The organism is Chryseobacterium lathyri (assembly GCF_019970085.1).
GTDB lineage: Bacteria > Bacteroidota > Bacteroidia > Flavobacteriales > Weeksellaceae > Chryseobacterium > Chryseobacterium lathyri.
On sequence record NZ_JAHXYG010000005.1, the window covers coordinates 145069 to 160487 of the forward strand.

18 protein-coding genes are annotated in these 15419 nt (G+C 36.7%); 14 read left to right on the forward strand and 4 right to left on the reverse strand.

Translation table 11 applies throughout. The features are described 5' to 3' along the window. The first annotated feature begins 20 nt into the window (after nucleotides 1–20). Genes LC418_RS16555 through LC418_RS16565 form a run of 3 tightly spaced genes read left to right on the forward strand, consistent with a single transcriptional unit; the run spans nucleotide 21 to nucleotide 1451 of the window. A complete protein-coding gene (locus LC418_RS16555) occupies nucleotides 21–536 on the forward strand; it encodes a ribonuclease domain-containing protein (RefSeq protein ID WP_223559957.1) in 516 nt (171 codons plus the stop codon). A gap of 13 nt (nucleotides 537–549) precedes the next feature. Beyond that, the gene (locus LC418_RS16560; RefSeq protein WP_223559958.1) at nucleotides 550–1140 is read left to right on the forward strand and encodes a matrixin family metalloprotease; all 591 of its coding nucleotides are present in this window, start codon (nucleotides 550–552) and stop codon (nucleotides 1138–1140) included. Then, nucleotides 1137–1451: a barstar family protein gene (locus LC418_RS16565; RefSeq protein ID WP_111956765.1), complete on the forward strand. Its 315-nt coding sequence runs from the start codon at nucleotides 1137–1139 to the stop codon at nucleotides 1449–1451. Before LC418_RS16560 ends, LC418_RS16565 begins: the two co-directional genes overlap by 4 nt. Nucleotides 1452–1635: 184 nt before the next feature. Here the strand turns inward: LC418_RS16565 and pafA are convergent, their stop codons facing one another. Next, nucleotides 1636–3282 carry an alkaline phosphatase PafA gene (pafA, locus tag LC418_RS16570; RefSeq protein ID WP_223559959.1) on the reverse strand — a complete coding sequence of 549 codons (1647 nt, stop codon included), beginning with the start codon at nucleotides 3280–3282 and terminating at the stop codon, nucleotides 1636–1638. Between the two features lie 103 nt (nucleotides 3283–3385). On the opposite strand from pafA, the gene LC418_RS16575 reads away from it, so the two are divergent. From LC418_RS16575 to LC418_RS16625, 11 genes are all read left to right on the forward strand, one after another. Then, a complete protein-coding gene (locus tag LC418_RS16575; protein WP_223559960.1) occupies nucleotides 3386–4165 on the forward strand; it encodes a hypothetical protein in 780 nt (259 codons plus the stop codon). A 9-nt stretch (nucleotides 4166–4174) separates the two neighbouring features. Next, nucleotides 4175–4567, forward strand: a complete 393-nt coding sequence (locus LC418_RS16580) for a VOC family protein (RefSeq protein WP_223559961.1) — start codon at nucleotides 4175–4177, stop codon at nucleotides 4565–4567. 22 nt (nucleotides 4568–4589) lie between these two features. Further along, on the forward strand, nucleotides 4590–5123 hold the full coding sequence (locus LC418_RS16585; RefSeq protein WP_223559962.1) for a GNAT family N-acetyltransferase: 534 nt from the start codon (nucleotides 4590–4592) through the stop codon (nucleotides 5121–5123). A gap of 118 nt (nucleotides 5124–5241) precedes the next feature. Next, entirely contained in the window at nucleotides 5242–5826 is a 585-nt protein-coding gene (locus LC418_RS16590; protein ID WP_223559963.1) for a TetR/AcrR family transcriptional regulator, read from the forward strand. Nucleotides 5827–5895: 69 nt separating this feature from the next. Beyond that, nucleotides 5896–6633, forward strand: a complete 738-nt coding sequence (locus LC418_RS16595) for an SDR family oxidoreductase (protein WP_223559964.1) — start codon at nucleotides 5896–5898, stop codon at nucleotides 6631–6633. Nucleotides 6634–6802: 169 nt separating this feature from the next. After that, nucleotides 6803–7036 carry a bacteriocin-like protein gene (locus LC418_RS16600; RefSeq protein ID WP_223559965.1) on the forward strand — a complete coding sequence of 78 codons (234 nt, stop codon included), beginning with the start codon at nucleotides 6803–6805 and terminating at the stop codon, nucleotides 7034–7036. Between the two features lie 145 nt (nucleotides 7037–7181). Next, nucleotides 7182–8081: an NmrA family NAD(P)-binding protein gene (locus tag LC418_RS16605; RefSeq protein WP_223559966.1), complete on the forward strand. Its 900-nt coding sequence runs from the start codon at nucleotides 7182–7184 to the stop codon at nucleotides 8079–8081. Nucleotides 8082–8097: 16 nt separating this feature from the next. Beyond that, on the forward strand, nucleotides 8098–9012 hold the full coding sequence (locus LC418_RS16610; RefSeq protein ID WP_223559967.1) for a helix-turn-helix domain-containing protein: 915 nt from the start codon (nucleotides 8098–8100) through the stop codon (nucleotides 9010–9012). Between the two features lie 103 nt (nucleotides 9013–9115). Continuing rightward, on the forward strand, nucleotides 9116–9712 hold the full coding sequence (locus LC418_RS16615) for a hypothetical protein (RefSeq protein ID WP_223559968.1): 597 nt from the start codon (nucleotides 9116–9118) through the stop codon (nucleotides 9710–9712). A 1-nt stretch (nucleotide 9713) separates the two neighbouring features. Next, the gene (locus tag LC418_RS16620; RefSeq protein ID WP_111956743.1) at nucleotides 9714–9962 is read left to right on the forward strand and encodes a redox-active disulfide protein 2; all 249 of its coding nucleotides are present in this window, start codon (nucleotides 9714–9716) and stop codon (nucleotides 9960–9962) included. A 160-nt stretch (nucleotides 9963–10122) separates the two neighbouring features. Continuing rightward, nucleotides 10123–11058 carry an alpha/beta fold hydrolase gene (locus tag LC418_RS16625; protein WP_223559969.1) on the forward strand — a complete coding sequence of 312 codons (936 nt, stop codon included), beginning with the start codon at nucleotides 10123–10125 and terminating at the stop codon, nucleotides 11056–11058. Nucleotides 11059–11141: 83 nt separating this feature from the next. Here the strand turns inward: LC418_RS16625 and LC418_RS16630 are convergent, their stop codons facing one another. The 3 genes from LC418_RS16630 to LC418_RS16640 form a co-directional block, all read right to left on the reverse strand. Further along, nucleotides 11142–12068 carry a malate dehydrogenase gene (locus LC418_RS16630; protein ID WP_111956739.1) on the reverse strand — a complete coding sequence of 309 codons (927 nt, stop codon included), beginning with the start codon at nucleotides 12066–12068 and terminating at the stop codon, nucleotides 11142–11144. Nucleotides 12069–12184: 116 nt separating this feature from the next. After that, on the reverse strand, nucleotides 12185–12736 hold the full coding sequence (locus LC418_RS16635) for a biliverdin-producing heme oxygenase (RefSeq protein ID WP_223559970.1): 552 nt from the start codon (nucleotides 12734–12736) through the stop codon (nucleotides 12185–12187). A gap of 26 nt (nucleotides 12737–12762) precedes the next feature. Then, entirely contained in the window at nucleotides 12763–14952 is a 2190-nt protein-coding gene (locus tag LC418_RS16640) for an ATP-binding protein (RefSeq protein ID WP_223559971.1), read from the reverse strand. Nucleotides 14953–15419: the final 467 nt, after the last annotated feature.

A 15419-nucleotide genomic window follows, 5' to 3' on the forward strand; every position in this document is an offset into this window, starting at 1 on the left:
TTGAATGATAAGATGTATATATGAACGGTAAAATAAGGTCAGTATTTTTTATTTGTCTGGGACTTCTTTTCGGAATGTCCGCGATGTATATCTACAATAACTTTATTGCAGACAAAAAGGGGAATACAGAGACTGTAAAAACAGAGGCTACAAGCTATGGAAGTGAATCTCCACATTCTCAAAGTAATAATGCAAACCATCCCTCGCAGCCTATTGACCGGCTCACAGAGGAGAAAACGGTCATTAATTATGTAAAGCAGAATCACAGACTTCCTGATTATTATATCACTAAAAATGAGGCTAGAAAACAGGGTTGGAATGCTTCAAAAGGTAACCTCTGCGATGTATTGCCAGGCAAGGCTATAGGCGGAGATAAGTTCGGAAACCGCGAAAAGAAACTTCCTCAGGGTGAAGAATATTATGAAGCTGATGTGAATTACAGCTGTGGAAACCGAAATGCAGACCGGATTATCTTTACGGAAAATGGTAATGTTTATCTGACTAAAAACCATTATAAAAGTTTTGAGAAGCAATAGTCTTTATGTCCTTATGACATCATTATTCTTAGCATTTTCATGCTCAGAAAAACAGCAGCCACCTGTAAGGAACAATAAACCTATAACCATACTGATTCAACCGTTCAAAGATATCAACTCTGAAAATGTGAAGAAAACTTCTGAAGGAATCAGAAATGTCTACCCGAATGTGAAAATTCTTGAAGCAATTGACCTTCCTGAGAATGCATACTACAAAGACAGGAACCGCTACAGGGCAGATTCTATCATTAAATTTCTGAGCAGCAGAACAAAAGAAGGCTTTGTAACCATTGGATTAACCTCAAAAGATATAAGCGTTACCAAAGGTAAAATAAAAGACTATGGGATTATGGGACTCGGTTACAGACCAGGAAAAGCCTGTGTAGCTTCTCAATACAGACTCAACAGAAATAATACCGATCAACAGTTCTTTAAAATAGCCATTCATGAACTCGGACATACGCAGGGATTAAAACACTGTCCCGAAAAAACATGTTTTATGAGGGATGCAGAAGGAGGAAATCCTACCGATGAAGAAACAGATTTCTGCAATAAATGCAAAACATTTTTGATCAATAAAAACTGGAAATTTAATTCTATATGAAGACAATATATATCGATTTTACAGACATAGGAGACTATGAAGACTTTTATACCCAATTAAAGGAAAAAGTTAGTCTTCCAGAACATTTTGGAGATAATCTTGATGCTCTTTCCGACATTATTACCGGAGGATTGGAGCTGCCGCTTCACATTGAATTTGTGAATATGACGGTAGACCAGCTTGAGATCTTTGAAGATCTTCTGACAACTCTTGAAGATGCAGAAGATGAAACAGAAGATTTCAGCTTCACTTATTACCTCGAACAATATGAGGATGAAGAAGATGAAGGTAATCCTGAAGATGAAGAATAATTCCAATTCAATAAAACAAAACTCGTAGAAAATCCTGCGAGTTTTTTGTTCATTTTTTTATTTTCACTTTTCAATCTGTTAAATAGAATCTACTGTAGAATAGATTCAAGGGGCTGATAAGGTCAAATGATCAGCTATGAATAATAAAAAAAAAGCATCCCTTTCGAAATGCTTTTTTGTGATTTTATCTTCCAATAACTTCTGTGATTGGGTTTCCTATATTTCCACTCGGGAACTGAATTTTCAGTAATGATGAAACGGTAGGTGCAATATCCGTCATATTATAAGGCTTATTACTTTCTCCTTTCTGGATTCCCCATCCCATAAAGATCAATGGTATGTGTGCATCATAAGAATTCCATACGCTGTGGGTAGTTCCTGTTTTAGAATATGGAGGAAGCATGGAATCGTGAGAAATCAGCTGAATATCTCCGCTTCTCTGTCTGTTGATCCCGTTGATGATTCTCTGTTTGATAGGCTCCGGAATAGTAGCTTCCTGAACTTCATCCACAGAAACAGCATATAAAACAGTAGGATCTTTCTGAAGCTCTTTTATCGTAAAGTCTCTCAAGTCATCCAGTTCAATTTTATTATCCTGCATCAGCTTTCTGTCAAAATAGATCTGATAGTTGTCTACTGCATTAATAAGCTTATCGACTCCGAATTTATCCTTCAGCTTCTGATTGATATCTTTTTCCATTCCTTCACCAAAGAATCCTGTAGTAATTTTATGTTCTTTCAGGAATCCTACAGAATGAGCTCCACCGTGGTCAGCAGAAAGGAAAACAGTATACTCTCCTTTTCCTACTTTTGAATCCAGGTAGCTGAAAAACTGAGCCAGATCCTGGTCAAGTCTTAAATAAACATCTTCCACTTCGATAGAATTAGGACCGAATTTATGTCCTGCATAATCTGTAGAAGCCAGGTTGATCGCTAAAAAGTCGGTAATCTGATCACTTCCTAATTTTTCACCTTCCACAGAAGCTTCAGCCAATTTAAGCGTCAGCGTATTTCCGAAAGGCGTATAGCGGATATTATCTTTTTTAGCCTGGTAATCCTGTGCTAAATTACTGTAAGGGAAAACAGGAGTTTTTGCACTTCCCAACAGCCCTTCCCAAGAAGAATTGTCAGGAGAACTTTCTGTATACTGATTAATCGGGAGCAAAGTATTCCATCCGTTTGCCACTAATTTTTCAGGCAGGTTCTGCGAATTGAAAGATTTAACCCATTGAGGCAAATCGTTCATATACCATGTACTCGTAATAAAGCTTCCGGTACTGTCATCAAACCAGAAAGCTCCGTTCGGAGTATGTCCCGCTGGAAGAATGGAAGCACGGTCTTTTAACGAAACCCCGATCACTTTTCCCTGGAAATTGGTAGCCAGTCTCAATTCATCCGTTACGGTTGTAGACCAAAGGTTTTTTGGAGAATGGCTTCCTATTTTTGTATTGGTTGTTCCTACCGGCTGAACGTTTTCATCTGTTGTACAGTAAACATTTTTCCCTGTTTCTTTATCCGTCCAGTCATTTCCGGCAATACCATGAATCGCAGGTACAGAACCTGTATAGATGCTGGTATGTCCCAAAGCCGTAACAGTAGGTACATAGTTGATATGAACGTTATTTAAAGAATATCCGGTATTCAGGAGTCTTTTGAAACCGTCATTTCCGTATTTACTGTAAAAACGGTACAGATAGTCCCACCTCATCTGATCTACCACTAATCCTACGACTAATTTGGGTCTTTCTAATTGAGAATTTTTGTTCTTCTGAGCATTGATTGTAATCACGGACAATAAAGCTGCTGCCGCAATTGAAATTTTCCTAAGCATCTAGTAAATTTTTGTTGACCACAAATTTACGGGTTTTGAAAGTTTTGGAGTGTGAAATTTTCTTTAAATTTGAGAACCGTCTATTAAACCAATAAGTGCAGAAATGATTTTAGGAGTATATTGGTATTTTAAATTCCCGGAAAATGTATACAGTTTCCAATTTTTCAAGTTTTTCAAAGGCTTTGGAGGGCATGCTGACAATCCGGCTGAGTTAGAAGCCCGGGTTTCAGTAGATCATCTCGAAAATCTCATCAAAAAACTGGGGGAATTGCATTTCCGTTTTAAAAGATTGTATTTAGATATTAAGATCAATGAAAGCCAATTATTGATTTCCACAGGCGATTATACTCTTTTTGATGAGCATTTTCAGTTTGTTTCGGAAATAGAACAGTTGCTGATTCATCACAATGCAGTTCTGGCTGATCTGCCTTTTGAAGTAAAATCAAGCAGAAGGTTCAGTCCGGAAAGGAAAAATTTTGAAACTATAGAGCATAGTTTTCTGCAAATCACCGGTTCCGATTTCAAGAAAAACAATGCTGAAAACCTTTCTGTCAGGATTGATTGTAATTTGCCTTCAGCAAACAAAAAAGATCTGGTCAATGATTTGACCCGGATATGTACTGAAGAAAATATTCACGTGTTCTATTATTATCATTGCGATTTTAAACAGCATTCCAATCTGATGCTTTTTTTCTCCAACGGAAGACAGTTGGAAAATGCAGTTCAAAATGTCGATGTAAATACTTTTGGAAACAAAATGCGTCAACTGGAACAGAAATATCAGCTTCACTTCGGGCATTTCGGAGGAATGGAATATTATCCGCGGAATGGTCCTTTTGTAGAACTGATTACTGACGAAGAATATATTTTAAATAAAAAATAAGCTATTACTATGATCAAATTCAAATACGTCATTTTATATGTTGAAGATGTTGTAAAATCAATGAATTTTTATCACCAAACATTTGATATGCCCATTAAATTCATCACTCCTGAAAAAGATTACGGAGAACTTCTTACCGGGGAAACGAGTCTTTCTTTCGCATCTATAAGTCTGGCCAGTTCCAATATAAAACAAGGATTTCTGTTTTCCAAATCTGAAGAAAAACCTTTCGGAATTGAATTGGGTTTTACAACAGATAATGTTGAGAAACTGGTTGAAAAAGCAGTTAAAAACGGAGCCGTTCTTTATGAAGGTATTGCAGTAAAACCTTGGGGACAGAAAGTAGCCTATATCAAAGATCCTGATCATTATTTAGTAGAAATCTGTACAGAAATTCAATAAACCAATCACATTCCGCATTTCCATGGAAATAAAAAAATTAGAAAAACTGACTGAAAACCCTACCCTACACTGGGGACTTAACGGATACACCACAGATAAGATCTTATCCATTTCTTTTGTTGAATATGGCGGTTCTTTTGAATTTGTATTAAAAGAAAAATCTATACCCTACTCTAAGATTTGGGAAACCCATTCGGATGAGCTTGAAGAACTTAATGAAATCATTGAAAAAGGACATTCTTTCGGAGCTTTTGAAGATAATGAACTGATAGGCTGGATCATCTGTGAGCACCGGACATGGAACAACAGCTTTTACATTGAGAATATTCTGATCAATGAAAAATTCAGAAAAAATGGAACCGGGACGCAACTGATCAAAAATGCTGTCCGGGAAGCCAGACATTTAAACTGCAGAATCATTGAGCTTGAAACGCAAAATACCAATTATCCGGCCATACAGTTTTACAGAAGAATGAGCTTCAGCATCACGGGAATTAATACAAGACTCTATAAAAACCCGGAAGAAACTGCTGTTTTTATGACTTTAGATCTATAGGATGATGCAGTTTTACTCTATTCATTAATTTATATCGACAGAAACTATAAAACATATTGAAAATATTATTTTGTACCAAACAGTACAATAACATACCTTTGTCTCAGAAATAATCCCAATGGCAGGAAGACCTAAAATATTTGACGAACAAGAAGCTGTTGCAAAGGCAACTGAAGTTTTCAGGGACAAAGGCTATGATACAGCTTCTGCTGATGAGTTATTATGCGCTATGGGTATCGGAAAAGGCAGTTTTTATCTTGCTTTTAAAGGTGGAAAGCGGGAACTTTATATCCGGTCGATCACCCAGTTTTCAGAATATTTTTATCAAAAGCTTTCAGACGGCATTGCCGAGTCTGAAGACAAAGTACAATTCATCAGACAGTTTTTCCTGAATCTTGCTGACGCTTCTGATTGCGATAAAGAACGTGGTTGCTATTTAGGAAATGCCTTGGTTCAGCTTTCTGAAAAAGATCTTGAAATAAAAAAAATAACAGTCCAATTGCTGAAAAAACTGCAGACACTGTTTGCAGAAACCATCAAAAATGCACAGGCAAACGGGCAGATCACCAGTATCGAAGATCCCGAAATGACCGGGTGGTACCTGAGCAATTTATGGAACGGGATTCATGTTACGAGAAGAATGGAAGGCTCACCGGAAATTCTTAAAAGTATTATTGAAATGAATCTTAAAATACTCAGTTAAAATTTTTTATTCAATTATGTACCATTTAGTACAATTTAAAATACCTATTAATTTAATACCAAAAATGTTATGAACATTACCGACAACACAATTTTAATTACTGGCGGAGGCTCAGGAATCGGATTAGAAATTGCAAAAGCACTGAGCACAACAAACAAGATTATTATTGCAGGAAGAAATAAAGAAAAGCTTGATGCAGCAGCAAAAGGTCTTGAAAATGTCTTTACTATTCAGGCAGATATTACCAATGAAAAAGATGTAAACCGTCTGATCGAGGAAATTAAAGTGAATTTCGGAGGGCTGAATATTCTGATCAACAATGCCGGACATGCCTATGCTTATACAATTTCTGATACATCAGACACGTATAGCAAGGCAGTTGCTGAATTTGAAACCAATTATTTTGCTCCCATTCGTCTGACCGAAAAGTTACTTCCCTTACTGAAACAACAGGAAAACGCTGCAGTTGTGAATGTTTCTTCTATTGTAGCATTTGCTCCGGGTTCCCACGTTCCTACTTATTCCGATTCTAAAGCAGCACTCCATTCTTACACTAAAATATTAAGGCATGAGCTGGCAAAAGACACTTCTGTTAAAGTTTTTGAATTGATGCCACCTCTTGTTAATACAGATTTTTCAGCAGAAATCGGAGGTAGAGAGAATGGTATCCCTGCGTCAGAGGTAGCAGACAGCTTTGTAAATGCCCTTATTAATGATACTTACGAAATCCGTGTAGGAATTACTGAAGTTCTCTATAACAACTTTTTTGCAAATTCCGAAGGAGCTTTTAGCATGATGAACGCATAATTTTTAACGTACCGGTTATTCACTGCGGGAAAAAGAAAAACTTTCTCCCGCAGTTTTGTTACTATCCTTTCTACTTTTTCTTTTAATTTAAAACAATGCATTTAAATCACATCCACGTGTATTAAAATTTTTATATCTTAGTAATCAACAAACTAAAATATTAACTGCTATGAAAAATCTAAAGAAATTAACAAGAAAAGAGTTGGGAATTATCAGCGGGGGTGATACTGCCTATGCATTGTGTGATATGGATGGAAACTGCCCTCTTACCAGCGGATCTTACTATTGCAGCAACGGAACCTGTTACAGATCTGACGGTGGTGGAAATCCTGGCGGTGACTGCGATGAACCACAACGCTTATGTCAGCCTTGGGAAACCGGATGCGGATGCGTTTATTTTTAGAAAGAAATTATTGTTAGATAAATGAGGGGCGGTTTTTACCGCTCTTTTTTATTATTACTACCAGATTTGACTACGCGAAAAGCAGATTCGGATACAAATATCTTTTAACAATTATGGAATTTTGCTTCAACAAAAAAAAGTCAAAATGAAAATTATCGTAACAGGTTCATTAGGAAATATCAGCAAACCGCTGACAAAAGAATTGGCAGGCAGAGGACATTCTGTAACCGTTATCAGCAGAAGCAGTGAAAGACAACCCGAAATTGAGGCTTTAGGAGCAAAAGCCGCAATCGGATCCATGGAAGATGTTGATTTTTTAGCAGAAACCTTTAAAGGTGCAGATGTTGTGTATGCTATGGAGGCCTTGAATGCCAGCGTATTCTTTGATCATACTATTGATTTTATAGAGGCCAATATCCAGATCGCAAGAAACTACAAAGAGGCTTTTGAAAGATCAGGCGTAAAGAATATTGTTCATTTAAGCAGTATCGGAGCACATATGAGTGAAGGAAACGGGATTCTTAGATCTCATTATAATGTAGAAAAAATACTGAATGAACTTCCGGATGATGTTTCCATTAAATTTATGCGCCCGGTCGGGTTTTATTACAATATGTTCTCATTCATTCCTACAATCAAATCACAAGGTTTAATCATTCAAAATTATGGTGGAGATCAAAAAGAACCCTGGGTATCGCCACTGGATATTGCCAGTACCATCGCGGAAGAGATTGAAAAACCATTCAGTGGAAGAGAAATCCGTTATATTGCTAGCGAAGAAATTTCACCCAACGAAATTGCCCAAACATTGGGTGAAGCTATTGGTAAAACAGATCTTAAATGGCTAACTGTTTCTGATGAAGACCTTCTAAAAGGTATGGTGAACGCAGGAATGAATCCGAAAACAGCTAAAGGTTTTGTAGAGATGAATGCAGCAAGAGGAAACAGCATTTTATACGAAGATTATTATCTGCACAAACCTGTTTTAGGAAAAGTAAAACTGAAAGAATTTGCAAAAGAATTTGCAGCAGCTTATCATCAATAATAATTAATTTTGTGATATGAAGCAGCCCATCAGAATCAAAACAATTAGTGAATTTCACCAGTTCCGTGGCCTGGCCAAACCTGAGCATCCGCTTATCAGTGTTGTAGATTACAGTACGATTAAGGATGATGCAAATGAAGCTGAACTGAGCTGGATCCTTGACTTCTACTCTATTTCTGTTAAGCGAACATCTCTCACAAAGATAAAATATGGTCAGCAGCAGTATGATTTTGATGAAGGATTCATGTTTTTTATGGCTCCGGGACAGGTTTTCAGCATTAAAAGAGATCCGGATTCAATTGCAAAACATACGGGATGGATACTGCTCATTCATCCCGATTTTCTTTGGCACACTCCTTTGGCAAAGACTATACAAAATTATGAATTCTTTGATTATTCCGTGAACGAAGCGTTGTTTCTATCCGAGAAAGAGAAAAATATCATTGATAATATTGTTCAGAATATTCACCAGGAATATCGTTCCAATATTGATACATTCAGTCAGAATATTATTATTTCACAGATTGAGACGCTGCTCAATTATTCGGAACGTTTTTATCAGCGTCAATTTATTACCCGCAAAATTTCCAGCCACAAAATCCTGGATTCTCTGGAGACATTGCTTGCTGATTATTTCAACAGCGAAGATCTTATCACCAAAGGGCTACCAAGTGTGCAGCATATTGCTGATGAACTGAATGTATCTCCAGGTTATTTAACCGGTTTGCTAAAAGTTCTTACCGGCCAGAATACCCAACAGCACATCCACGAAAGACTGATCGGAAAAGCAAAAGAAAAATTATCCACCACCCAGCTGTCGATCAGTGAGATTGCTTATGAATTAGGTTTTGAGCACTCTCAATCATTCAGCAAGCTATTCAAAAGTAAAACTAGTCTTTCTCCCTTGGAATTCAGAAAGTCTTTTAGCTGATATTTTTATGCAATCTTTTTCCCATAATGATAATAAAAATGCATCCCGTGATATGTTTTCTATAAGATACTGCAATATCAGGATAAAATAATATATTAGTACGATGAAATATTTAGAAAAAATTCAGGGATTACTGCCTTTAGGATATTTATATCTTATCATTCTTGGACTTTTAAAGGAAAGTATTCTTTTTTATCAATTGGATGTAAATATTTTGAAATATTCATCGATCACGGATATCCTGATCAGCCCGCTTGCAGATATGACTTCGAGTCCTATTCTGATCATCGTGGTGATCTCTGTCATTCTTTTTTTCTTTATTATTCAGACTATTATCTTCAGAAACAGTCATACAAACTGGGGTAAGAAATTGCTGGGAAACTACAAAATAGACAATGAAGTTGATAAGAAAGGCCTTCGAAAAGCGATGATTCCAATATTTGGCTTACTGGTGGCGATAGAACTTCTCGCTTTATTTGTGGGTTTAGGTATCGGACAGGGCAACATCATCAAAAAAAGAATTGAAAGCCAGGATTTAAAATATAATTATAAAATAACTTCCGGCTCAGGAGCACCTGCAGATATTTATTTGATTGATATCAACAGTACATATTATTTTTATGTCTCAAAGGGAAATAAAAACATCATCATTGCACCTGTCGGGAATATAGGAACCCTAGAAGTCATCAAAAAAAACTAATATGAGAAGTAAACCGATATCCGAATACACCGATGAAGAACTGATCAGTAATGAAAAAAAACTGAAGATACTTACTGTTATGCTTGGTGTATCAATAACTCTTCTTTTTCTTGCCTCTATGGCCCTGATGCTTAAGAAAGGCTTCAGCCCAATCATGATCATTCCCATCTGCTTATTCCCTTTAGTGGTCGTCAATATCATTAACTGGCAAAATCTCAAAAAAGAAAAGCAAAGAAGAAATCTTCAGTAAATTTTAAAATTCAACATTTTGAAATCTGTAAAGTTCATTTTAAAAAGTGAAAGTACAGAGTCTTATAGCTGTATAAGTATTTTTTATACAATAATCGATGCAGATGATTGAACTTAAAAGCAGAAAAAAATAACCTGCCATGAAGTAATAAATCTTCTCCATGAACTGTTATTATGATATGAAAAACATCCACTTTCTCCTGTTATTATTCCTTGCTGCAATTGGTATTTCAGCACAGAAAAGCAGTACAGAACAATCTTTTGAAACCTCTGATCATGTTAAGATCAGATATAAAGTTTCCGGAAAAGGAGAAGCCTGCATTTATGTTCCGGGAGGACCTGGGCAGGGATATCCGTCATTTGAACTTTTAGGTGGAAACAACCTTGAAAAAAACATGCAGATGGTTTATATGGATCAGCGGGGATCCGGTGAATCCGGGAAATCAGAGAATTATCACCTGGATGCAATGGTTCAGGATATTGAAGAACTGAGGCAACACCTGAAGCTTGATAAATTTTTTCTACTGGCTCATTCTTTCGGAGGAATTATAGCGGTTAATTATGCAAAAAAATATCCTCAGCACACAAAGGGATTAATTTTGGCTAATATCACGCTTCATTTCCTCAATGATGAAACCCTGAAAGAGCAAATAGAATATGGAAACAGCCTTCTTCAACTGCAGAATAAAGCAATTCCCAGAGACAGTCTTTCCTCTGAACTATCAAAAATTAGTGCTGCCTTAAGAAAGAAAAGAATCGGATATAAATTCCTTACCGAAGATATTGAAACCATCAGACAAACCGATAAAATAGATTCTCTTCACCCAAGAATCATAGATTTTGGGATGGCCGTGATTTCAAAACCAAAAGAGTTTCCTGAATATTATACTGATTATGCACCGATCACAAAAGATATTCATGTTCCAGTCTTAGTTATCACTGGAAAAATGGACAAAGCCGTAGGAACCATGCATTATAAAACATTCCGGTTTCCAGATCAAAAGGTGGTTGCCATTGATGGGGGACATCTTTTGTATTATGAGAAAAATAGAGAATTTGTGAATGCAGTTTGGCATTTCATAAGCAAACACAAGTAATAAATGAGGAATTGGCCTCTGGAATAAAAAAGCCTCAGCGCGGCCTTCGGCCGCGCTGAGGCTTTATATAAAGCTTAAATCAATTAAAATTTAAGATCTCCGTTTACCTCTCTCACCGCATTCGCTGCTTCGGCAAACTTCAACTGCTCATCTGCAGTAAGCGTTACATTTACAATTTTCTCTACTCCGTTTTTCCCAATAATAGCCGGAACACCTAAGCAGATATCATTTTGTCCGTATTCACCTTCAAGCATTAAAGAGCAAGGGATCATTTTCTTCTGATCACAAGCGATTGCCTGAACCATTACAGAAACTGCTGCACCTGGTGCATACCAAGCTGAAGTTCCTAACAATTTAGTCAATGTAGCCCCTCCTACTTTAGTTTCTTCAATTACATATTTTTGTTGCTCATCACTTAAAAATTCAGTTACAGGAACACCGTTTCTTGTAGCTTTGCTCAATAACGGAAGCATTCCTGTATCACTGTGTGCAGCGATTACCATACCGTCTACATCAGAGATAGGGCTTTCCAATGCTTCAGCCAATCTGTATTTGAATCTTGCAGAATCCAATGCACCACCCATTCCGATGATCTTGTGCTTAGGAAGACCTGAAGTTTTGTGTACCAGATAAGCCATAGTATCCATTGGGTTAGAAACTACGATGATAATAACTTCCGGAGAATTCTTTACTAAGTTTTCAGTAACTTCTTTCACAATACCGGCGTTGATACCAATCAGTTCCTCTCTTGTCATTCCAGGTTTTCTTGGAATACCTGAAGTGATTACTGCCACATGAGAACCTGCAGTTTTGCTGTAATCTCCTGTTGTTCCGGTAATTTTTGTATCGAATCCGTTAAGCGATGCAGTCTGCATCAAATCCATTGCTTTACCTTCAGCAAATCCTTCTTTAATGTCTACTAAAACTACTTCTGAACAGAAGTTTTTCATTGCGATGTATTCTGCACAGCTTGCTCCTACAGCGCCTGCACCTACTACAGTTACTTTCATATTGTATACTTTTTTTAAATTATTTTTTAGTTTAGTCTAAAAATTGAAACGCCCAAATTTAACAATTCCTGAAAATGTGGGCAATTTTTCAGGAATTTAATTAGGGTTCGTTGAAATTAATTGACGTTCAGTAAAAACGTATATAGTTTTTTTGCTCCCAACAGGACCTCATTGTAATGTTCCTCGGTAACTTCAGTATCTAAAACCTCTTTGAAGTTCTTCCACATGGAGCCCGTATTTTCCTGGTAGCATCCGAAGAAATTGAAGGTCACCTCATCAAAACCCTCTGTTTTAGAAAGCTGTTTGGCGATTACATTTCCACCTAAAGTAGAACCTTCAATTACGTACATTGCTCCCAAAGCTTCATGTTCATTATTAAACTCAAGATTGTGGAAAGCATTCTGATTTTCAAGAGAAAGACTTTCAAGATCCTTTTCGATAAGAGAAAGCTTTTTCCTGTCGCTGAGCTGAAGTTTTTCGGAATACTTATCGGAAAGACTTTTGAATATTTTATCTTCACTGTGAAGAAGCATAAGATAATTCGTATTGATGATCTTTTTGTAATCTTCTAAGGTAAAGGTTTTATTGAAAATTTTTTCAGAATTGAAAAGTTTCTCTGCTGCATCGTGATATTCCGCTGTATTTTGCTTAAGATATTCTGATACCATAAATAAGGATTTAAAGTTTCCCAAATTTAGGGTTTTTTAAACGTTAAAATAAAACAAGTTCCTCCTTTATTGCTCTCATAATCCACATTTCCTCCGATACGCTTCATAATCCTGTGCACAATAGACAATCCTATCCCATTTCCTTTGAAGGTTTTAGCATTATCCATCCTGTTAAATATCTTGAACATTTTATGTTTTTCCTGTTCGGGAATTCCAATACCATTATCTGAAATCCTATACACGACAGTCCCGTTTTCTTCAGTTCCCCAGATTTCCACTTTCGGCTCTTCCTGATGAGAAGAATATTTCACTGCATTATTGATGATATTTAAAAATACCTGATGAAGCATCGTTTTATCCGAAAGTACATCGGGGCACTCCTTAATCGTGATTATACTTTTCGGGCTATCGAAGGTGATCTTTGCATTTTCCGATATCTTCTGGATCGTATTCAGAGGCTGCAGGCGTTCCAGTTCTATCTCGCTGTGTTTGGCGCGACTGAGCTGCAGTACATCATGCATCATTTCCGCCATATTGTCGATTTCTTCAACAATGGAATTCAGCTTATTTTTATTTTTTTCTGTTTTTTCAAAGTTAGAAAGCAACATCTGTGCATTCAGCTTCATCACGGTCAAAGGTGTCCCCAGATCATGAGAGATCGTGTAAGAAAAACTGTCAAGCTCTTCATTTACCTTTCTCAGCTCATTATTCAGCGCTTTGATCGCATTGTACTGCTTGTGCGAGGTTTCAAGGATCACATCGCGGACAGCCTGCACCGAAACGATATCTCTGGAATTCCATCTCTTTGAATTTCCTTTAATATTTTCTGTAAAAATCTGGAAAGAGGTTCTTGGCGAAACAACCTGTATTTCCTTACCGTCCTGCAGCAATACTTCTACTTTCTTCTCAGGATTTCCGGCCCAGTCGATATGTTCATCAAACTCTTTACGGAACCAGATCAGCATTTCCTTTTTATTTCCCTCAATAAAATAAATAATGATTCCGGCTGCATTTTCGTCCAGTCCCAGCTCCTTTCCATAATCTTTAAGGAAGCTTCTGCTCACAAAAATACTGTCAGCAGTATTCTCAAGAGCCCAATGTGCAATGGCATCAATAATCCTGTTTTCAGGAACCACTCCAACAGTCACTGTATTTCCTTCCGAAATAATAGCTAAACCGTCTGCCTCAGGCAACTTTCTTATCTTTCCTTTATTGTCTGCTAGTGAATCAAAAAGATTATTATGTTTCAAAAACTCCGCTTTCAGCTGTGACGATTTTTCGTTCAGCTCCAGGCGGTATTTCAGTTCATTTTTAGACTTGAACGAAGAATAGGCATTGGAAGCCAGAGCCGTAAAAATTCCCGCCTGTACCCTATCTTCAAGATCAATATGCTTTGCCTCCGAGTTCTGGCAGGTAACCAAACCCCAAAGATGATCCTCAATAATAATAGATACACTGAAACTGGAAGAAGCTCCGGAATTTTTTATGTACTGGCCATGAATAGGCGACATTCCTCTTGAAGCCACAAAAGTAAGATCAATATTTTCATCCGTTCTGCTTATCAACGGAACCGTTTCAGCATATACATTACTGAATATTCTTTTTCTTTTCTTTAAATAAAGCTCTCTGGCCTGTCTTGGAATATCTGATTCAGGGTAATAAAGTCCCAGATAGCTCTCCATATTATCATTCCTTCTTTCTGCAATCACTTTTCCCGAACCGTCCATCATGAATTTATAAACCATCATCCGGTCATAATTCACAATTTTAGAAAGCGTGCTTAGCAATTGCTCCCACAGCTCCTTTTCATTATCTATGACATAAAAATTGTCGTACTTATTAGAAATGCGCTTGTTGGGATTTTTCAGTACCGCCTCAAATTCAAGGAAAATGTGTTTACCGCTTCTGAAAACGGAAAAATGATATTCCTTATCACCGATAAATACTTTATCGAAATGGGTTTCATTTTCTCTTCTTGTAAAGTCCTGCAGGGAAGTATAAAGATCGGAGTCAATAACAGTCCGGAAGATTTCAGGAAAATCCATAAGGCCTCTTCCAAAAAGCAGCTCCGCATTTCCGACTTTAAATATATCCGTAATATTCCGGCTGAAAAAAGTGATGGATTGAGATTCTGCATCAATGCCAATCAGGTATCCAAAACTTTGTATATACCCAGGAATATGGATAGGTTCCTCATGACACTCTACAAAATTCATATATTTCTTTGATCTATCAAAGATAACGATTTTTTTAACGGCATATTACTTTGTGGTATTAAATCACGAAGTTCCTGAAACATCATTATTCCTATAATTAATGAGCTGAAATCTCCTGAATTCCAGCGCAAATACTCCCGCTTTTTTAATATAATAATGGACTTTATTCATAATATATTAAAAATTTTGAAACAAATCAAGTTAAATTTTCTGATCATGATTCATTGCATGAATTTCGGATTAACACCTGAAATAATTATATTAATTAAGCAAAATTTATTAAATTTATATCACCAAACAATGAATACGTTTAAAAATTGTTGATTTTTTTCACATTATCTCCAATTAAATTCTCATTTAAATTCAAATAACACGACTATGAAAAAGTTCCCTTTAATAATCGTCATCTCTATTTGCATATTAGGAATCGGAGGAACCAGTTATAACGCCAGTATAAACGAAATTAC